At 72.5% G+C, this 19,141-nt stretch carries 20 protein-coding genes; 11 read left to right on the top strand and 9 right to left on the bottom strand.

What is annotated here, in order from left to right:
- The first annotated feature begins 158 nt into the window (after window positions 1–158).
- Together MT346_RS07385 and MT346_RS07380 are read left to right on the top strand one after the other, a co-directional pair.
- On the top strand, window positions 159–395 hold the full coding sequence (locus MT346_RS07385) for a PTS transporter subunit EIIB (protein ID WP_071279534.1): 237 nt from the start codon (window positions 159–161) through the stop codon (window positions 393–395).
- Entirely contained in the window at window positions 392–844 is a 453-nt protein-coding gene (locus tag MT346_RS07380) for a PTS glucose transporter subunit IIA (RefSeq protein WP_243562178.1), read from the top strand. Before MT346_RS07385 ends, MT346_RS07380 begins: the two co-directional genes overlap by 4 nt.
- A gap of 162 nt (window positions 845–1,006) precedes the next feature.
- Here the strand turns inward: MT346_RS07380 and MT346_RS07375 are convergent, their stop codons facing one another.
- A complete protein-coding gene (locus MT346_RS07375) occupies window positions 1,007–1,741 on the bottom strand; it encodes a GntR family transcriptional regulator (RefSeq protein WP_243562177.1) in 735 nt (244 codons plus the stop codon).
- Window positions 1,742–1,874: 133 nt separating this feature from the next.
- Here MT346_RS07375 and MT346_RS07370 point away from each other — a divergent pair, with 133 nt between their 5' ends.
- The 5 genes from MT346_RS07370 to MT346_RS07350 all read left to right on the top strand — a co-directional run bounded on the left by MT346_RS07370 (window position 1,875) and on the right by MT346_RS07350 (window position 7,339).
- The gene (locus tag MT346_RS07370; protein ID WP_243562176.1) at window positions 1,875–2,501 is read left to right on the top strand and encodes a response regulator transcription factor; all 627 of its coding nucleotides are present in this window, start codon (window positions 1,875–1,877) and stop codon (window positions 2,499–2,501) included.
- Window positions 2,494–3,678 carry a sensor histidine kinase gene (locus MT346_RS07365; RefSeq protein WP_243562175.1) on the top strand — a complete coding sequence of 395 codons (1,185 nt, stop codon included), beginning with the start codon at window positions 2,494–2,496 and terminating at the stop codon, window positions 3,676–3,678. Before MT346_RS07370 ends, MT346_RS07365 begins: the two co-directional genes overlap by 8 nt.
- 96 nt (window positions 3,679–3,774) lie before the next feature.
- Entirely contained in the window at window positions 3,775–5,817 is a 2,043-nt protein-coding gene (locus tag MT346_RS18365) for a bifunctional lysylphosphatidylglycerol flippase/synthetase MprF (protein WP_243562174.1), read from the top strand.
- The gene (locus MT346_RS07355; RefSeq protein WP_243562173.1) at window positions 5,817–7,163 is read left to right on the top strand and encodes an alpha/beta hydrolase family protein; all 1,347 of its coding nucleotides are present in this window, start codon (window positions 5,817–5,819) and stop codon (window positions 7,161–7,163) included. Before MT346_RS18365 ends, MT346_RS07355 begins: the two co-directional genes overlap by 1 nt.
- Window positions 7,160–7,339, top strand: coding sequence for a hypothetical protein (locus MT346_RS07350; RefSeq protein ID WP_243562172.1), 180 nt, complete (start codon window positions 7,160–7,162; stop codon window positions 7,337–7,339). Before MT346_RS07355 ends, MT346_RS07350 begins: the two co-directional genes overlap by 4 nt.
- Window positions 7,340–7,391: 52 nt before the next feature.
- On the opposite strand, the gene MT346_RS07345 is transcribed toward MT346_RS07350, so the two are convergent.
- The 5 genes from MT346_RS07345 to MT346_RS07325 all read right to left on the bottom strand — a co-directional run bounded on the left by MT346_RS07345 (window position 7,392) and on the right by MT346_RS07325 (window position 12,960).
- The gene (locus MT346_RS07345; protein WP_243562171.1) at window positions 7,392–7,967 is read right to left on the bottom strand and encodes a GNAT family N-acetyltransferase; all 576 of its coding nucleotides are present in this window, start codon (window positions 7,965–7,967) and stop codon (window positions 7,392–7,394) included.
- A gap of 68 nt (window positions 7,968–8,035) precedes the next feature.
- A complete protein-coding gene (locus MT346_RS07340; protein WP_243562170.1) occupies window positions 8,036–9,622 on the bottom strand; it encodes a dihydrolipoamide acetyltransferase family protein in 1,587 nt (528 codons plus the stop codon).
- 52 nt (window positions 9,623–9,674) lie between these two features.
- On the bottom strand, window positions 9,675–10,634 hold the full coding sequence (locus MT346_RS07335; protein WP_243562416.1) for an alpha-ketoacid dehydrogenase subunit beta: 960 nt from the start codon (window positions 10,632–10,634) through the stop codon (window positions 9,675–9,677).
- An 86-nt stretch (window positions 10,635–10,720) separates the two neighbouring features.
- Window positions 10,721–11,857 carry a thiamine pyrophosphate-dependent dehydrogenase E1 component subunit alpha gene (locus MT346_RS07330; RefSeq protein WP_243562169.1) on the bottom strand — a complete coding sequence of 379 codons (1,137 nt, stop codon included), beginning with the start codon at window positions 11,855–11,857 and terminating at the stop codon, window positions 10,721–10,723.
- 5 nt (window positions 11,858–11,862) lie between these two features.
- Window positions 11,863–12,960 carry a histidinol-phosphate transaminase gene (locus MT346_RS07325; protein ID WP_243562168.1) on the bottom strand — a complete coding sequence of 366 codons (1,098 nt, stop codon included), beginning with the start codon at window positions 12,958–12,960 and terminating at the stop codon, window positions 11,863–11,865.
- Window positions 12,961–13,076: 116 nt separating this feature from the next.
- Here MT346_RS07325 and MT346_RS07320 point away from each other — a divergent pair, with 116 nt between their 5' ends.
- Genes MT346_RS07320 through purB form a run of 3 tightly spaced genes read left to right on the top strand, consistent with a single transcriptional unit; the run spans window position 13,077 to window position 15,403 of the window.
- Window positions 13,077–13,475: a phage holin family protein gene (locus MT346_RS07320; RefSeq protein ID WP_243562167.1), complete on the top strand. Its 399-nt coding sequence runs from the start codon at window positions 13,077–13,079 to the stop codon at window positions 13,473–13,475.
- 27 nt (window positions 13,476–13,502) lie between these two features.
- Window positions 13,503–14,021 carry a low molecular weight protein-tyrosine-phosphatase gene (locus MT346_RS07315; RefSeq protein ID WP_243562166.1) on the top strand — a complete coding sequence of 173 codons (519 nt, stop codon included), beginning with the start codon at window positions 13,503–13,505 and terminating at the stop codon, window positions 14,019–14,021.
- On the top strand, window positions 14,018–15,403 hold the full coding sequence (purB, locus tag MT346_RS07310) for an adenylosuccinate lyase (RefSeq protein WP_243562165.1): 1,386 nt from the start codon (window positions 14,018–14,020) through the stop codon (window positions 15,401–15,403). Before MT346_RS07315 ends, purB begins: the two co-directional genes overlap by 4 nt.
- A 94-nt stretch (window positions 15,404–15,497) precedes the next feature.
- On the opposite strand, the gene MT346_RS07305 is transcribed toward purB, so the two are convergent.
- Window positions 15,498–16,412: a LysR family transcriptional regulator gene (locus tag MT346_RS07305; protein ID WP_243562164.1), complete on the bottom strand. Its 915-nt coding sequence runs from the start codon at window positions 16,410–16,412 to the stop codon at window positions 15,498–15,500.
- A gap of 71 nt (window positions 16,413–16,483) precedes the next feature.
- Here MT346_RS07305 and MT346_RS07300 point away from each other — a divergent pair, with 71 nt between their 5' ends.
- Window positions 16,484–17,473 carry an EamA family transporter gene (locus MT346_RS07300; RefSeq protein WP_243562163.1) on the top strand — a complete coding sequence of 330 codons (990 nt, stop codon included), beginning with the start codon at window positions 16,484–16,486 and terminating at the stop codon, window positions 17,471–17,473.
- Here the strand turns inward: MT346_RS07300 and MT346_RS07295 are convergent.
- The gene (locus MT346_RS07295) at window positions 17,442–18,434 is read right to left on the bottom strand and encodes an epimerase (protein ID WP_243562162.1); all 993 of its coding nucleotides are present in this window, start codon (window positions 18,432–18,434) and stop codon (window positions 17,442–17,444) included. The genes MT346_RS07300 and MT346_RS07295 overlap by 32 nt on opposite strands.
- Window positions 18,431–19,102 carry a DUF4166 domain-containing protein gene (locus tag MT346_RS07290; protein ID WP_243562161.1) on the bottom strand — a complete coding sequence of 224 codons (672 nt, stop codon included), beginning with the start codon at window positions 19,100–19,102 and terminating at the stop codon, window positions 18,431–18,433. Before MT346_RS07290 ends, MT346_RS07295 begins: the two co-directional genes overlap by 4 nt.
- Window positions 19,103–19,141: the final 39 nt, after the last annotated feature.

Below are 19,141 nucleotides of genomic sequence, written 5' to 3'. Positions count from 1 at the left end.
GGTGGAGCTGTCGGGGGTGGGTTGAGTCGTGGGGGCGGCGCAGGTAACCTCGGCGGTGTCGCCAGGTCCGGTCCTGTCCGGTCATGACCAGTCCGTAGTCTCCGTGACGACGGCATGCATGTCAACCTGGGCAACGACCCTGAACGAGGAGGAAACCGATGGCCGACATCAAGGCAGCCGACATCATCGCCGCGCTCGGCGGCGCCGACAACATCGAAGAGGTCGAAGGCTGCATCACACGCCTCCGCGTCGAGGTGGAGGACGGCGACCTCGTCGACAAGGACGCCCTGAAGACGGCGGGCGCGCAGGCCGTCGTCGGTGGCGGCACCGGCTGGCAGGTCATCGTCGGACCGATCGCCGACAACCTCGCCCAGGACATCCAGGACGAGCTGTGACCGCAGTCCTGACCCCGTTCGCCGGCCCGGTCGTCGCACTCGCCGACGTGCCCGACCCGGTGTTCGCCGGGCAGCTCGTCGGGGCCGGGGTCGCCGTCGACCCGACGGGCGTCGAGGGCACGGTCACCGCGGTGGCACCCGTCGCGGGCACGATCGTCAAGCTGCACCCGCACGCGTTCGCGATGCAGGGCTCGGCGGGGACGGACGTCCTGGTGCACGTCGGCATCGACACCGTGAAGCTCAAGGGCGAGGGCTTCACGCTGCTGGCTGCCGAGGGTGACACCGTCGCTGCCGGCGACCCCGTCGTCCGGTTCACCCCGGCGACGATCACGGCCGCCGGGTACTCCCCGGTGTGCCCGGTCGTCGTGCTCGGGTCCGCGCCGGACTCCATCCCGCAGGACACGGTCGGCACCACGGTCGCCGAGGGCGCCACGCTCTACACGGTCTGACCCGCCTGGCCGCACGGCCGCTTGCCCCCGCGCCCGCCTGCCCGCGCGGCCAGGCGGCGCCGAGACTCGGCGCTGCGGACACTTTCGCTGGTCCAGCCCCGCGAAAGTGTCCGCCGGGCCGAGACTCGGCGGCGCGGTTCGGCGCCGCCGGCGGCGGCCGGGTCAGGCGACCGCGCGGGCCGCCGTGACCTCCATCTGCACGCGGTAGCGGTCGGAGCGGTACCACGACATCGCGTGCTCGACGGGCCGGTCGCCCGAGTACGACACCCGGTCGAACTCCAGCACCGGAGCACCCGTCTTCGTGCCGAGCAGCGTCGCGACGTCGTCCGCCGCGGGCTTCGCCGCGACGGTCTGCTGGGCCCGGTCGATGGGCATGCCGTACTCGTTCGCGACGATCGAGTACACCGACCCGGACAGGTCGTGTTCGAGGAGCCCCGGGAACGCGTCCGCGACCAGCCATGCGTCGTCGATCGACACCGGCGCCCCGTCGGCCATGCGCAGGCGCTTCAGGTGGTACGCCGCGACGCCCTCGCCCAGGCGCAGTGCCGCGGCGGTGTCGGCCGGCGGGACCCGCTCCTCACGCACCAGCACGACCGTGGTCGGCACGTGGCCCATCGCCCGCATCTCCTCGGTGAACGAGGCCAGGTGCAGGGTCGACTGCACGGGCCGGTGGGCGACGAAGGTGCCCTTGCCGCGGACGCGCTCCAGGTAGCCCTCGTTGACGAGCTGGCCGAGGGCCTCGCGCACCGTGATCCGCGAGACGCCGTACTCGGCGATGAGTGCCCGCTCGGACGGGATCGCCGCCCCCGGGGCCAGTCGGACGGTGGCCAGCTCGAGCAGGATCCGCCGCAGCTGCTGGTGCTTCGGCTCCGCGCCTTCGGTGATGCGGCTCGTCATCGGTCCCTCGTGCTCCGTTGCGGTGTCGGTGGTCGGCCGGGTGGTCCTGGGCGGACATGACCAGTTCCATCACAGTAGCGATCCCTGGGCAGAAGGTCGATGTACCCCGGAGAACCCGTGCCAGGATGTGCCCGTGATCTCCGTGGTGATCGTCGACGACGAAGCGCTGGTGCGGTACGGCTTCGAGCTGATCCTCGGCGCGGCACCCGACATCGAGGTGGTGGCGACGACCTCGGACGTCGACGCGCTCGCCGTCGTCACCGAGCACCACCCCGACGTGGTGCTGCTGGACGTCCGCATGCCCCGCATCGACGGACTCGACCTGCTCGGTGCGATCACCGCGTTGCCCGAGCCTCCGGCGGTCGCCATGCTCACGACGTTCGACGCCGCCGAGCACCTGGGCCGGGCGATGGAGCTCGGCGCCGCGGGGTTCCTGCTCAAGGACACCGACCCCGAGGGACTGGCCCAGTACGTGAGAGTCCTGGCAGCCGGCGGCGTGGTGCTCGCGTCGGAACTCGACCGGGCCAGGCTGTTCGCCCCGTCGGTCACCGCGACCGAGGCGCCGCCGATGACGGACCGTGAGCTCGCGGTCCTGCAGCTCGTCGCCGACGGGGTCAGCAACCCCGAGATCGGTGCGCGGCTCGGCGTCAGCACCGGCACCGTGAAGGAGGACGTCCGCGCGCTGCTCGCGGCCTTCGGCGTCGCGAGTCGTGTGCAGCTGGCCCTGCGCGCGGCCGCGGCCGGGCTGCTCCGTGTCTGAGTCGCGCGTCCGTCGGGTGCTCGACACGACGGACAGGAGGCTCGACACCGTGGTCGACGCCGGCCTGCGCTGGATCCGTGGCCACCGGCCGCCCTGGTGGCTGGTCGACGCCTTCTTCGTCGCCGCCGCCGTCGGGGACGCCGTGCTCGACATCTCCGGCGCCACCACGTTCGAGACGTCGATGTCCCTGCTGGCCGCAGCGGCCCTGCTGCTGCGCCGTCGCCTGCCCGTGACGGCGTTCGCGCTGACCCTGCCGGGGCTGTTCGTCGGGTCCGCGGTGGTGGCATCCGTCGTGGCGCTGTTCACGATCGGGCAGCGGACCGAGCGGCGGTGGCTGATGCTGCTCGCCGCGGTCGTCGAGTTCGTCGGGTTCGGCGGGTTCGTCGGCCCACCGCAGACCTTCGAGGACGTCATCGTCTCGATCATCTACGCACTGATCTTCGCGCTCGGTCCCCTGTCGATCGGGCTGCTCGCCCAGACCCGCCAGCGCCTGACCGAACGGCTCGCCGAACGTGACACCGCCCGCGCCGAGGAACGCCGACAGGCCGCCGAGGTCGCGCTGTCCCGCGAACGGGCCCTGCTGGCGCGCGAGATGCACGACGTCGTGTCGCACCAGGTCACCCTCATCGCCGTGCAGGCCGGCGGGATGCAGATGGCCGGCCGGGACGAGGCCGAACGCGGCTTCGCCCGGACCATCCGGCAGCTGTGCGTCGTGACCCTGCAGGAGCTGCGCGAGATGGTGCAGGTGCTCCGGGCCGCGGGTGGCACCGACCGGCAGATCGCCCCACAGCCCGTCCTGGCCGACCTCGACCGGCTCGTCGCCGCCGCGGGGCTCGACACCACGACCGCGGTCGCGTTGCCCGAGACCCTGTCCCAGCCGGTGCAGCGTGCGGTCTACCGCTTCGTGCAAGAGGCGCTGACCAACGTCCGGAAGCACGCCCCCGGCGCCGCCGTGCACGTGTCGGGAGCCGTCGTCGACGGGGCCGTCGCCGTGCACGTCGTGAACGGGCCACCGGCGTCGGCGCGTCTGGAGCTGCCGGGGTCCGGCCTCGGGCTCATCGGCCTGAGCGAACGTGCGTCGCTGCTCGGCGGTGCACTCGTGAGCGGTCCCACCGAGGACGGCGGGTTCGCCCTGCACCTGACGCTGCCGGTCGACCACCTGCCGCCGACCGGCTGAGCGGACGGGTCCGAGCACGTCCGATGGCCGATCGGCCATCGCGGTTCAACCCCAGGGTCGATGTCCTCGGACCCCCGGATGCACTGAGATGGCACCGTGGCCATCCGTCCCGTCCTCGACCGGCTCCGCCGGTACCCCGTCACCCTCGTCGTGACCGGGGCCATCGTCGTCCTCGTGGTCGGCGCACGCCTGGCGCACGCCGAGCCCGACTTCCCGCACCACCCGCCCGTCGCCTGCCTGGCGCTCGTCGCGACGGTGCTCGCCACGGCACTCGCCGAGCGCACCCTGGGGTCCGTCCGGACGGCCGTCATCGGTGTCGTCGTCCCGACGGTCGCCGTCCTCGGCACGCAGCTCGCGGTGACGATCGGCGACGCGCTCGGCGAGGCCCACGCCGAAGCGACGCGCGGGCAGCCGATGCTCGCGCCGTCCGTCATCGCCGTCACCCTGTTCGCCGCGGCATCGGCGGGCCTGCCTGCCCAACGCCGCTGGCGGATGCGGACCGTGTTGTGGACGCTGACGCTCACCCTGCTGCTGTTCGCGGGTCACGGGTCGGACGTCACCCGCGCCCTGGGCGCCCTGCTCGGCACAGCGGCCGGCGCGCTCGTCGTGCACCGAGCCTCCCGTCCGACCACCCGGGACCACCTGACCCCCCGCACCGTCGTCGTGGCCACGCTCGTCGCCCTGGGCGGCGGCACCCTGGTGACGCTCGTCGTGCCGGACCCGGACGGCGTGCTGTCGCCGTTCGCCGACGCGATGAGCGACCGTGCCGGCGTGCTCGTCGGCGTCCTGCTGCTGGTCGCCGCGTGGCTGGTGCACCACGGGCGGCGTGCGGGCGTCGTCGTGGCGACCGGCGTGCTCGTCGTCCTGACCGCGGTGCTGGCGGACGTGTTCCTCATCGAGCCGATGACCGACTCGGCCGTGCAGTGGCAGGGCCTCGGGCTGGACGAGGTCGAGTGGCAGGTGACCCTGCTGGGCGCGTGGGTGGTCCCCGCGGCCGTGCTGCTGGCGATCCTGGTGCTGCGCGGTCGACTGGTCCGCGCGCCGTTCCGCGCCGCGTCCGAACCCTCCGCGCTCGTGGCGATGCTGCGGGGTGGCGACGCCGGTTCCCTCGGGCACATGGGCACGTGGCGCGGCAACGCGGTCTGGTCGCACCCGGACGGACTCGGCGCGGTGGCGTACCGCGTGCGGGGCGACGTCGCCCTGACCGTCTCCGACCCGGTGTGCGCCGCAGCGGACCGGGCCGCGGTGATCGACGCGTTCGTCGTGCACTGCCAGGACAACGGCTGGATCCCGGCGTTCACGAGCGTGCACGAGCCGGTGCGGGCGATCCTGGCCCCCGAGGGCTGGACGGCGCTGCCCGTCGGGGTCGAGGCCGTCCTCGACGTCACCACCTTCGACCTGCGCGGCAAGCGCCGACAGGACCTGCGGACCGCGTCGAACCGTGCCGACCGCGAGGGCGTCCGCGACGAGTGGACCCGCTTCGAACAGCTCGACGCCGGGCAGCGCGCCGAGGTCGAGGCGATCTGCACCCGCTGGGCCGCCGATCGTCGCCTGCCGGAGATGGGCTTCACGCTGGGCGGCTTCCGCGAGCTCGACGACCCCGACGTCCGCCTGGCGTTGGCGGTCGACGCGTCCGACCGGGTCGTCGCCGTCACGAGCTGGCTGCCCGTGTACGCGCACGGCGCCCTGACCGGGTACACGCTCGACGTGATGCGCCGCGGCGACGGGGGGATGCCCGGTGTCGTCGAGTTCCTGATCGCCCGCACCGCCCTGCGCTCGCGCGAGGCCGGCCTGACCACGCTGAGCCTGTCCGGCACCCCGCTCGCCGCGCACGACCCCGCGTCGCACGCCGTGATGGACCGGGGTTCGCGGCTGCTCGCCCGTCTGCTCGAGCCCGCCTACGGGTTCCGGTCGCTGCAGCGGTTCAAGGAGAAGTTCGGCGCAGCGCACGAGCCGCTCTGGCTGGTGGTCCCGACGCCGTTGCACGTGCCCCGGGTCGCCCGGGCGCTGGCGAGCGCGTACCTGCCCGGGCTGCGACCGCGGCACCTGTGGGAGCTGCGTCGCGCCCACCGGGCTGCCGGGGCCACGGCAGCCGCCGGAGCGGGCCGGACCGAGACACCCGCCGGGGGCCGCGACTGATGCTCGACCCGTTCCACTGGGCGATGGGGACCCGGCTCGAGGTCCCCACGAAGCTCGTGCCCGCCGACGTCGTGTTCGGGGTGCTGGCCCTGCTCGTCCTGCTGCCCGCGCTGCGCACCGGACTGCGTTCCGGACCGGCGTGGCGGCGCACGGGCCTGCGCGCCGCGATCGCCGCGGGCGGAGCGGTGCTCGGGCTGCTCGCCTGCTGGGTCGTCGGGGACCTGCTCAACGCCTTCGACGTCCGGCTGACCGACGTCACACGGATGTGGGTGGCGTTCGCCTTCGCGGCCCTCGCCCTGGCCGTCACCGGGATCGTGCAGGGCGGACGCGGACGCCGGGTGCTGGCGGCCGTGCTGGTCCCCGCGGCGCTGCTGGTGCCGGCCCTGGGCATCAACGTCGACTACGCGGCCTACCCGACGCTCAACGCACTCGTGCAGACGAACCCGTTCCCGACCCTCGACCTGGGATCCGAGTCGGGCATCGACGCCGCCGCGGTCCGGCCGGCGTCACGGTGGACCGCACCCGTCTCGATGCCGACCGCCGGCCGCGTCGGCACCGTCCGCATCCCCGGCACCCGCTCCGGCTTCCCGGCCCGACCGGCCGTCGTGTACCTGCCCCCGGCCGCGCTCACCGACGACCCCCCGACCCTGCCCGTGGTCGTGTCGCTGTCCGGGCAGCCCGGCACCCCGAGCGACATGTTCACCGCGGGTGGCATCGCGACGGTGCTCGACCGGTACGCGGCCGCCCACCACGGACTGGCGCCGATCGTGGTGTCGGCCGACCAGCTCGCCGTCCCCGGCCACAACACCATGTGCGTCGACTCGTCGATCGGCAACTCGGCGACCTACATCACCCGCGACGTGCCGGACTGGATCACGGCGCACCTGCGCGTGCCGACCGATCCGCACGGATGGGGCCTGGTCGGGTTCTCGCAGGGGGCGACCTGCGCGATGCAGTTCCTGACCGGTGACCCGGACCGCTTCAGCGCGGCGCTGGCGATCTCGAGCGAGCTGCACCCGGTCGACCGGTCGCCGCAGAACAGCGCGGACGAGGCGTTCGGTGGGTCCCTGGCACGCTGGCGTGCGGCGTCCCCCGGCGCCCTGATGGCCGCGAACGGTCCCTACTCGGACGCGCACCTGTGGTTGACCGCCGGCGCGAACGACCACGAGTTCACCGAGTCCGCCCGCACGCTCGGCCGGGATGCCGTCCGCGCGGGGATCCACACCGCGGTGGCGTCGTCGCCCGGCAGCGGACACGACTGGAACACCGTGCAGTGGTCGCTCACGAACGAGCTGCCACGCCTGGCCGACGAGCTGTTCGAGGCGCCGGGGAGCGTGCGCTCGTGAACGACGCGTCCGGCATGCTGCTCGTCCGTCTGGGCCTGCTCGGGACCGCGGTGCTCGTGCTGGTCGCCGTGCTGTCGTTCAGCCCGTGCGAGGTCTGCGTCGTCGCGGCCGTCGTGCTCGGCCTGGCAGCGGCCGCCGCCGGGCTGGTCGGCGCGATGGTGCTCGGACGGCGCTGAGCGATCCCGCGGCCCAGCGGTCACAGCGGCTGCCGCAGCCACTGCGGCGGTCTCAGGCGTTCGCGACGAGCCAGGCGTGCTGCTGGTCGGTGAGCGCGCGGTCGGTCCAGACCTGCCGCTCGGCTCCGTCCGGCGCCGGAGCAGCGGTCGTGCCCTGCCAGACCAGCGCGAGCCCGGCCTTCGCGAGCACCCGCGCGGACGCGGGGTTGCTGGTCAGGACCCGGCCGGTCACGGGCACACCGGGGGCCGTGTCGTGCGCCGCGGTCATCGCCGCGCGGGCGATCTCGGTCCCCAGACCCGTGCCCCACGCCGACGGTGTGAGTCGGTAGCCCAGGTTCCAGACGCCGCCGGCGGTCATGTCGACCCCGCCGACGCCGAGCACGTCGCCACTGTGGGCGTCGCGGACCGTCCACGACCCCAGCCCGTGCCGGACCCGTCCGCCGATCTTGCGCTGGACCAGGTCGACGGTCTGCTCGCGCGCCGTGTGTCGCCCGCTCGGCAGGTGGGTCCAGGTGCGGGCGTCGGAGAAGACCGCGTGCACGGCGTCGATGTCGGCCGGGGTGACGGGAGTCAGCAGGAGGCGATCCGTTCGGATCTCCTGCGGGGCGCTCAGGAGCTGGTGGACCATGTGCTGATCATCGCCCGCTCCACCGACATCCGCATGAACACCACGCCAACGAGCGGCAAGCCCGTGTGTCAGTCGAGCAGCAGCGCGGGTTCCTCGATGACCGAGGCCACGTCGTGCACGAACCGCGACGCCACGTCGCCGTCCACCACGCGGTGGTCGAACGAGGCGCCGATGGTCGTCACCATGCGCGAGCGGACCTCGCCGTCGACGACCCACGGCTTGGGCTTGATCGTGCCCATCGCGACGATGGCGACCTGACCGGGGTTCAGGATCGGCGTGCCGGTGTCCATCCCGAACACCCCGATGTTCGTCACGGTGATCGTGCCGTCGGCCATCTCGGCGGGGCTGGTCTTGCCGTCGCGGGCCGTCAGGGTCATCGCTTCGAGGGCCTTGGCCAGCTCGAACAGCGACATGTCCTGCGCGTCCTTGATGTTCGGCACGATCAGACCGCGCGGGGTCGCGGCGGCGATGCCGAGGTTCACGAAGTGGTGGACGATGATCTCGCGGTCGGTCCACGACGAGTTGACCGACCGGTTGCGGCGGACGGCCCAGATGACGGCCTTCGCCATGATCAGCAGCGGCGAGACCTTGACCCCGGCGAACGTCGGCGACGCCTTGAGCCGCTTGACGAAGTCCATGGTGCGCGTGGCGTCGACGTCCACGAACAGCGACACGTGCGGCGCGGTGAATGCCGACGTGGTCATCGCAGTCGCGATCGCCTTGCGGACGCCCTTGACCGGGATGGTCTCCTGGCGGACGTCACCCCACTCGGGAGTCTGGATGTTGCGGAAGACCGTGGCCTGCGTGGCGTGGCGGATGACGTCGTCACGGGTGACCTCACCGGCGAGTCCGGTCGGCACCACGACGGCCAGGTCGACGTCGAGGTCCTTCGCGAGCTTGCGGATCGGCGGCTTCGCCATCACGGCGGGCGCTGACGGGCGCGCGGGACGCTGTCCCTGTGCGGCGACGGCGTCGGCGGTCGCGGCCTCGCCCTCGTCCGTCAGGACCAGGTCGGTCTCCCGACTGGAGGCCCGACTCGCCTGGGCAGCGGCGGCTGCGGCCCGGCGGGCGCCCGGCTTGCGGCGTGACGGTGCGCTGGTCGCGGAGCCGTAGCCGACCAGGACGGCCCCGGAGGACTCGTCGGTGCCGACGACGGACGCACCCTCGGCCGCGGGCAGCGAGGCGGGCATGCGGGACTCGGCAGGCGCGGGCGGGGCCGCCTGCGCCGGGGCGGTCACGGGTGCCGGCGCCGTGGCCCGGGCGGGAACCGCGACGGGCGGGGCGGGCGTGACCGGGGCACTGGGAGCGACCACGGGCGACGTCGGAGCGGCGTCGTCGACGTCAGCCGCGCCTCCGGTCGGGGCAGCCGGAGCCGGGTCGGCCGGAGCCGGCACAGCCGCAGCCGGCACGGACGAGCTGGACTCGACCCGGATGATCGGGCGACCGACCTCGACGGTGTCGCCCTCGGCGACCAGCAGACCGGTCACCGTGCCCGCGAACGGGGACGGCAGCTCGACCAGGGACTTGGCGGTCTCGATCTCGACCAGCACCTGGTCCACCGCGACATCGTCACCGATCGCCACGCGCCACTGCACGATCTCGGCCTCGTTGAGGCCTTCGCCCACGTCGGGGAGGGGGAATTCGGCGACGGCCACGTCGGCTCCTTCGTCGGTCGTTCGTACGGTGGGTGGTCCGGTCGGGACCAGGTCAGTAGGCGAGGGCGCGGTCCACGGCCTCGAGGACGCGGTCGGCGTCCGGCAGGTGCAGGTGTTCGAGCTTGGACTGTGGGAACGGGATGTCGAACCCGGACACCCGCAGCGGCGGCGCCTGCAGCGTGTAGAACGCCCGCTCGGCGACGGTCGCGGCGATCTCGCTGCCGACGCTGACGAACTCGGACGCCTCTTGCGCGACGACCAGGCGGCCGGTCTTGCGCACCGAGGCCAGCAGCGGTTCCCAGTCGATCGGCGAGATCGAGCGCAGGTCGACGACCTCGCAGCTGGTGCCCTCGGCGTCGGCGATGTCGGCGGCCTGCATGAGCGTGGCGACCATCGCGCCGTGCCCGACCAGGGTGACCTCGGTGCCGGTGCGTGCGACACGAGAGGTGTGCATCGGCACGTGGCCGTCGAGCAGGTCGACCTGTCCCTTGGGCCAGTAGCGCGACTTCGGCTCCATGAAGACGACCGGGTCCTTCGAGCGAACAGCCTCTTGGATCATCCAGTAGGCGTCGTTCGGGGTGCTCGGGCTGACCACGCGCAGACCGGGGGTGTGCGCGAAGTACGCCTCGGGCGACTCCTGGTGGTGCTCGATCGCGCCGATGTGGCCGCCGTAGGGGATGCGGATGACGATCGGCAGCGACATGTGCGCCGGCAGCCGGTTCGCCATCTTGGCCAGCTGCGAGGTGATCTGGTTGAACGCGGGCCACACGAAGCCGTCGAACTGGATCTCGATGACCGGACGGTACCCGCGCAGCGCCAGGCCGATCGCGGTGCCGACGATGCCCGACTCGGCGAGCGGGGTGTCCCGCACGCGGTCGGCGCCGAAGCGCTCCTGCAGGCCCTCGGTGATGCGGAAGACACCGCCGAGCTGCCCGATGTCCTCGCCCATCAGCAGGACCTTGTCGTCCGCGGCCATCGCTGCGGCCAGGCCGGCGTTGAGCGCCTTGGCCATCGGGATCGTCGGGGTGGGGTCGGCGGGTGCCTGACCGGCGCCGGGGTGCGACCGGAGCGTGTAGTCGACCAGCTGCTCGGTGGTGCTCATGCGTTGGCTCCTGCGTCCTGGGAGGACTCGTAGTCGTGCAGCCAGGCGCGCTGCTCGTCGATGCGCGGGTGCTGCTCGCGGTAGACGTTGTCGAACATGGCGTCCATCGGGGGTGCCTGCAGCGCCGAGGTCTTCGCGCGGATGTCCGCCGCGATCTGCTCGCCCTCGGCGTCGAACTCGGCGAACTGCGCGTCGGTGGCCCCGCGGCTGCGCAGGTACGCCTCGGAGCGGGCGATCGGGTCACGCGCGACCCAGTCGGCGAGCTCGTCGTCGCCGCGGTAGCGCGTGGGGTCGTCGGAGCTGGTGTGCGCGCCGATGCGGTAGGTCTCGGCCTCGATGAACGCCGGGCCCTGCCCGCTGCGGGCGTGCTGCGTGGCGACGACGCTGACCGCGTAGGACGCCAGCACGTCGTTGCCGTCCACCCGGACGCTCGGGATGCCGAAGCCGCGCGGGCGGTCGACCAGCGGCGTCGGCGACTGCACCGACACCGGGACCGAGATCGCCCAGTGGTTGTTCTGCAGGAAGAAGACGACCGGGGCCTTGTGCGACGCGGCGAACACGTACGCCTCGTTCACGTCGCCCTGGCTGGTCGCACCGTCGCCGAAGTACACGATCGAGCACTCGTCGACGTCCGGGTCGCCCGTGCCGACGACGCCGTCGAGCGCCTGGCCCATCGCGTAGCCCGTCGCGTGCAGGGTCTGCGCACCGATGACGAGCGTGTAGACGTGCGTGTTGCCGCGGGCGTCCGGGTCCCAGTTGCCGTGGGCCTGACCGCGGAAGAGCGAGATGATCTCCATCGGCTCGACCCCGCGCTGCAGGACGACGGCGTGCTCACGGTACGAGGGGAACAGGTGGTCCTGCGGGCGCAGCGCGAAGGCCGAACCGACCTGGGCGGCTTCCTGCCCGTGGCTCGGTGCCCACAGGCCGAGCTGCCCCGTGCGCTGCAGGTTGCCGGCAGCGTGGTCGAAGCGTCGGGTGAGCACCATCTGGCGGTGCATGGCGAGCAGCGTCTCGTCCGGGAGCTCCTTGACGATGCCCGCGTACTCGGCGTTCTCGTCGGTCTCCACGAACCGGCCCTCGGTGTCGAGGAGCCGGACGGTGGTCGTCGCGGGGGCCGCGGCGTGGAAGGACATGCCGGTCAGCGTAGCGGCCGGGTCACCGCGGCCGTTGTGAGACCCCCGACAAGTGAACGGGCGGTATCGAGGAGCTTCTCGACAGCCTCGTGCTCGCCGATCGAGATGCGGATCCCCTCGGTGCCGAAGGCGCGGACGATGATCCCCGCGTGCTCGAACTGCTCAGCCGCGTGGCCCGTCTGCTCGCCCGTCGGCAACCACACGAAGTTGCCCTGCGCATCGGGGACGTCCCAGCCCTGGCCGCGGAGCGCGCCCACGATCAGGTCGCGCCGCTGGGTCAGGTGGGTGACGCGCTCGAGCAGCTCGGTCTCGCGTTCGAGACTGGCCAGCGCGCCGGCCTGTCCCTGCGCGGTGACGCTGAGCGGGATGGCGCAGGCGCGGACGGCGTCCAGGACGTATGCCGGTCCGAGCGCGTACCCGACCCGCAGGCCCGCGAGTCCGTACGCCTTGGAGAACGTCCGGAGCACGACCAGGTTCGGGTGGCGCTCGAGCAGGGGCACGCCGCGCACGGCGTCGGGGTCGGTGACGAACTCGGCGTACGCCTCGTCGAGGACCACGAGCACACTCGTCGGGACCCGGCCCATGAACCGGTCGAACTCCGCGGCGGTCACCACGGGGCCGGTGGGGTTGTTCGGCGTGCAGACGATCACCATGCGGGTGCGCTCGGTGACGGCAGCGGCCATCGCGTCGAGGTCGTGACCGCCGTCCGGCCGGTTCGGCACCTGCACGCTGGTGGCACCGGCGACCGTGACGACACCCGGGTAGGCCTCGAACGACCGCCACGCGTACACGATCTCGTCGCCGGGGCCCGACGTGGCCTTGGCGAGCTCGTGCAGGATCGCGACGCTGCCGGGCGCGACGTGCACCTCGTCCACGGTGACGCCGAACCGGTTCGCCAACGCGGCACGCACGGCGAGCGCGGAGGCGTCGGGGTAGCGGTTGTAGGCGGTCTGCGCCCGGACCGCCTCGACCACCCCGGGGAGCGGCGGGAACGGGTTCTCGTTGCTGGACAGCTTGAAGGCGTCGGCCGCGGCCTGCCGGCCCTGCTTGTAGGCGGGCAGGATCGCGATCTCGGGGCGGATGTGCACGGGCTGGTCGGTCACCCTCCCAGACTACCGACGGGCCGGACCGCGATACAGCGCCCACCGGGCAGGGATGTGCACGGGCTGGTCGGTCACCCGCCCAGCCTACCGAGCGCGTCACCGGGCATCATGGACGCATGCGATTCCTCGTCCGCCTCGTCATCAACGCCGTCGCGCTGTGGCTCACCACGCTCATCGTCAGCGGCGTCTCCGTCACGGCCTTCGGCAGCGGTGGCACCGTCGAGACCGTCCTGACCTTCCTGCTCGTGGCGTTCGTCTTCGGACTCGTCAACGCCGTGATCGGCACGGTCATCCGGGTCGTGGCCTTCCCGGTCTACGTCCTGACGCTCGGCCTGATCTCGTTCGTCGTGAACGCGATCCTGCTGCTCATCGTCGCCGGCATCTCGACCGCGATCGGCTTCGGCCTGCACGTCGACTCGTTCGGCTGGGGCATCGTCGGCGCCTTCGTGCTGGCGGTCTTCGCGTGGCTGATCGGGCTGTTCGTCCGGCCGGTGCTGAACCGCCCGCGCGCCTGAGCGCGGCTGGTGCGCCATGATGTGGGCATGACCACGGACGCCGGCGCCCCGTCGACCTTCCGCGTCTCGTTCGTCTGCAGCGGCAACATCTGCCGATCGCCGATGGCGGAGATCGTGTTCCAGCACGTCGTCGACCAGGCCGGCATGACCGACCGGTTCCAGGTGCAGTCCGCCGGCACCGGGGACTGGCACGTCGGCGAACCCGCCGACGAGCGTACGATCGCCGCGTTGGCGGCGCGCGGATACGATGGGTCCAGGCATCGCGCCCGTCAGTTCGACCCGGACCGGTTCCCGGACCTCGACCTGGTGGTCGCACTCGACCGCTCCCACGAACGCATCCTGCGCTCGTGGGCCCCCACGATGGACGACGCCGCCAAGGTGACGCTCCTGCTGCGGTACGACGACGCCTGGCCAGAGCAGGCCGACGTGCCGGACCCGTACTACGCGGACCGGCACGAGTTCGACCGGGTCCTCACCACGGTCGAGCGTGCCTGCCGCGCACTCTTCCACCAGATCGAACCGGCCGTCCGCCAGGGAGCACCATGACCCCCCTTCCCCCGCAGCCGATCAGCCCGCTCGACGGGCGGTACTACCCGGTCGTGCACACGGTGGGCGAGCACCTGTCCGAGGCCGGACTCAACCGTGCGCGCATCACCGTCGAGGTCGAGTGGCTCGTCTTCCTGACCGACCACGCGATGTTCACCACCTCGCCGCTGAGCGTCGACGACAAGGCCGCCCTGCGCGCCGTCGTGACGGACTTCGGCCAGGCACAGATCGCCGAGCTGGCCGAGATCGAGGCCACGACCCGGCACGACGTCAAGGCAGTCGAGTACTTCGTCCGCCGTCGCCTGTCCGACCTGGGACTCGACGCGATCGCCGAGCTGACCCACTTCGCGTGCACCAGCGAGGACATCAACAACCTGTCCTACGCGCTGACCATCAAGGACGCGACCGAGCACGTCTGGCTGCCGGCCTTCCGCGCGGTCGTCGCCCGCCTGCGCGAGGTCGCCGTCGAGCTGCGCGCCGTGCCGATGCTGTCCCACACGCACGGCCAGCCCGCCACCCCGACCACGCTCGGCAAGGAGCTCGCCGTGGTCGTCTACCGGCTCGAGCGCGTGCTGGCGCAGATCGAGGGCAGCGAGTACCTCGGCAAGTTCTCCGGCGCCACGGGCACGTTCTCGGCGCACATGGCCGCCGACCCCGAGGCCGACTGGCCCACCCTGTCGCGGGAGTTCGTCGAGGGCCTCGGCCTGACGTGGAACCCGCTCACGACGCAGATCGAGTCGCACGACTGGCAGGCCGAGCTGTACGACCGGATCCGGCACGCCAACCGCATCCTGCACAACCTGGCGACCGACGTGTGGACCTACATCTCGATGGGGTACTTCACGCAGATCCCGCAGGCCGGCGCCACGGGGTCGTCGACGATGCCGCACAAGATCAACCCGATCCGGTTCGAGAACGCCGAGGCCAACCTCGAGATCTCGTCGGCGCTGTTCTCGACGCTGTCGGAGACCCTCGTCACGAGCCGTCTGCAGCGTGACCTGACCGACTCCACCACGCAGCGGAACGTCGGCGTCGCGGTCGCACACTCGCTGCTCGCGCTTGACAACCTGCGTCGTGGGCTCAGTGAGATCGCCGTCAACGAGCAGCGCCTGGCCGAGGACCTCGACGGCAACTGGGAGGTGCTCGGCGAGGCGATCCAGACCGTCATCCGCGCCGAGGTCACCGCCGGGCAGTCCGACATCGAGGACCCCTACGCGATGCTCAAGGAGCTCACCCGCGGCAAGCGGGTCAGCCAGCAGGACCTGATCGCGTTCGTCAACGGGCTCGACGTCTCGGACGGTGCCAAGGCCCGCCTGACCAACATGACCCCGGCGACCTACACGGGGCTGGCGGACGAGCTGGTCGACCACCTGGACGTCTGAGCGACGCCGCCCGGACCGGCGGACCGTCGGACCGTCGGACCGTCGGACCGTCGGACGGGAGGCCCGGCCCGGCCCCGCCGCACACGTCACCACCTCAGGTGGTGACGTCGACCGCGGTGGCGACCAGGGCCTCCAGGACGGTGCGGACCACGGGACGGGCCATGCGATCCGGTCGGACGAGCGCCTCGATGCGCCGTCCGGCGCGCACGTCGGCCAGCTCCGCCAGGTGGAAGCGCCCCGGCGCCCGCGTGCCGGAGGTGTAGCGCGGGACCAGGGCGATGCCGTGTCCGGCTGCCACCAGGTTCTCGATCACGGGCAGGTGGATCGTCCGGAAGGCGACCTCGGGTGGTGCGTCGGTGGCCGCGGCCATCGCGGTGAGCACCCGGTCGATGGGGTACCCCTCGGGCACACCGATCCACGTCTCGCCGACCACCTCGTCGATCCGGACCCGCTCGCGACCGGCCAGCCGGTGCCCGTCGGGCAGTGCGACGTCGAGCGGTTCCCGCAGCAGCGCGACGGTCTCGAGTGCCGAACGGTCGGGCGCGGGCGCTCCGTCCGGTCGGTGTCCGACGACGACGTCGTGGTCGGCGGCGAGCGGGGCGAACGCGTCCTCGCTGACGTCGACGTCGGACAGTGCCAGGTCGATGCCCGGGTGGTCCCGCATCCGCGTCAGCAGCCCGGGCAGCAGGAGCTCGGCGGCGGACGGGAAGATCGCCAGCTGCACCGTCCCCGACGCTCCGCCGAGGTGCTCCTGCCAGGCGGCGTCCGCGGTGGCGACGGCGGTTGCGACGCCTCCGGCCAGGCCGGCGAGCACCCGGCCGTCGTCGGTCAGGCGGACCCCGCGACCGACGCGTTCGACCAGCGGGACGCCGACCTGGCGCTGCAGGGTCCGGAGCTGCTGCGACACCGCGCTCGGCGTGCGGTGCGTGGCCGCGGCGACGGCGCTCACCGAGCCGCGTTCGTGCAGTTCCGCCAGGACGGGGAGCAGCGTGACGTCGAAGCCGACCATGCAGGGACCCTACAACGACGGTGTCCGAACGTGCGCTGGTCCTTCCGTGTCCGCTGCGCGACGATCGAGGGGTGCTGCTCCGTGACCGTTTGCTCGCCCTGCTGGTCGCCGTCGTCTGGGGACTGAACTTCCCCGCCACGGCCCTCGCACTGACGCACTTCCCACCGTTCCTGCTGGCAGCCGTGCGGTTCACCCTGCTCGCCGTGCCGACGCTGCTGTTCGTTCCGCGGCCCGCGATGCCGTTCGGGCGGCTGGTGCTGATCGGCTCGGGGCTCGGGGTCCTGCAGTTCGCGTTCCTGTACCTCAGCATGGCGTCCGGCATCCCCTCGGGGTTGGCGTCGCTGGTGCTGCAGGCCTCGGCACCGTTCACCGTCGTGCTGGCGGGGGTGTTCCTGCGTGAGCGGCTGACCGGGCGTCAGGTCGTCGGTGTCGCGGTGGCCGTGGCGGCCCTCGCGGCGATCGCCGTGCACCGTTCCCAGACCGCGGCGCTGCTGCCCGTCGTGCTGGCACTGTGCGGGGCACTCGGGTGGGCGATCGGCAACGTCGCCACACGCCGCGCGGGGCCGGTCAACCCGCTGCACCTGACGCTGTGGTGGTCGGTGGTGCCGCCGATCCCGATGGCCGTGCTGTCGTTCGTGGTCGAGGGGCCCGACCGCATCGGGGCGTCGCTCGGCACGGTCTTCACGGTGTCGGCGCTGTCGGCCGACCTGGGGCTGCTGTACATCGTGCTCGTGGCGTCGCTGGTGGGCTACGGGCTGTGGTCGCGGCTGCTGGGCCGGTACCCGTCGAGCACCGTCGCGCCGTTCTCGATGCTCGTGCCCGTCGTCGGGGTGCTGGCCTCGTGGCTGGCGTTCGGCGAGGTGCCCGACCTGGTCGAGGTACTCGCGGGCGCCGTCGTCGTGGGCGGCGTGCTCTGGGCGTCACGCGCCGGGAAGCCCACGCCCCCCACGTCGTCCGCGTTGTCGAGGGAGCAGGAATCGTCGGGTCCGCTGCAGGCAGGCGACGATTCCTGCTCCGTCGACAGCGCGCTCAGCCCCGGTGCTGGCGGCGCTCCGCGATGATGTGCGCGAGTGCCCCGCGCAGCAGCGGGTACCGGAACTCGTAGCCGGCCTGCACCAGGCGGGTCGGCACCACCCAGCGGCTCTTGAGCACCAGCTCGGTCTCGGTGCGGATCGCGATCGACCCGAGTTCGAGCATCCACCGCCAGGTCGGCAGCCCGAACCGCCGTCCGACCGCGTCGCGGATCGTCGCCATCACGGTGCGGTTGTCCGACGGGTTCGGGCTCGACAGGTTCACGGCGCCGTCGATGTCCTCGTGGTCACGGATGAAGCGGATTGCTCCGAGGACGTCCGCGATGTGGATCCAGCTGAACCGCTGGCGCCCGTGGGTGTGGCGGTCGTGGTGGTACGTGCCGGCGGCGAGTCGTGCGCGGGTCGGGAACCACGGCCCGTCGTACTGCGGGCCGCCCAGTCCGGCCTGCGCCAGGCGAACCAAGGGCACCAGGGCGCTGCCGTCGCCGAAGACGATCGCCATCCGGAGCGCCACACGACGGGTGCCGGGCAGGTCGGCCGCGAACAGGGCGTCCTCCCACGCACGGGCGACCCCGACCGAGAAGCCCTCGCCGAGCTCGCCCGTCGCCTCGTCCTGCGCACGGTCGGTCGCGTGGCGGTAGATCGTCGCCGTCGACGCGTTCATCCACACCGGCGGCGGGTGCTCGGACGTGCGGATCGCCTCGGCGAGCTCGAGCGTCGTGTCCACCCGTGAGCGCAGGATCTCCGCCCGGTTCCGGCGCCCGTACCGGCAGTTGACGCTCTTGCCCGCCATGTTCACGACGATCGCGGCACCGTCCACCAACTCACGGATGCGGAGCGTGTTGCCCCACACCGCGTCGCCGGTGCGGCCGATCGTCACGACGTCGTAGCCCTCGTCGCGGAACGCCTCCTGCAGGAACCGGCCGACGAAGCCGCTGGCCCCCGCGATCACCGCGCGGCCCCTGGTGGTGTCGGTGCTGTCGTCGCTCATGTGCTCCCCCGTCCTGGGTCCGGTGCGATCGCGTACCGGAACGCCCCCTCGTACCGGTACAGCGTGCCGACCACCGGCGCTGACAGCACCAGGGACACGCGCTGCAGGTCGGCTTCGTCATCGAATCGTTCTGTGAGCGTCACACGTGGTGCGATCACACCCGGGAGGCTCCACGCGCGTCCCAGCGCACGGAACGACACGCGGGTGGAGACCAGGTGCAGCGCTCCCGCGTCCGGCCCGTCGGCGTCGACCGTCACCGCGAGCCGGGCGCTGACGCGCCCGTGGCGACCGAGGTGGTCGACCAGCCCCGCCGGCTCGGCGGTGATGGCGTCCACCATGGTGCGGTCACCGGAGCGGAAGTGGAAGGTGCGGTGCGCGCGGACGGCGAGGTGGGCCTCCTGGCCGGTGTGACCACGTCGGACGGTGACCGGGCGGTTCTCGACCGTGAACGGGACGTCGCGCTGCCAGACCGGGAACATCACGGCGTCGCGAGCGAACAGCGCCAGGACCGGCCACAGCCACCGGCGCGGGGTGCCGACAACGGTGAACACGCCCTGGCCACGGCCGACGTGCCCGGCGGGGATCGGGCCGAAGTAGATTCGCAGCCGCGGGTGCAGGCGGGCGAGGACCTGGGGCGGAGCGCTGCGCTCGTACGGTGACCGGGACATGTCTGCCGATCCTGGCATGTCGTCAGCGCCGGTCCCTAC

Source organism: Curtobacterium sp. VKM Ac-2922 (genome assembly GCF_022815645.1).
Taxonomy (GTDB): domain Bacteria; phylum Actinomycetota; class Actinomycetes; order Actinomycetales; family Microbacteriaceae; genus Curtobacterium.
Note: the sequence above shows the minus strand (reverse complement) of the source record. Positions and strands in the feature narration are given on the sequence as shown.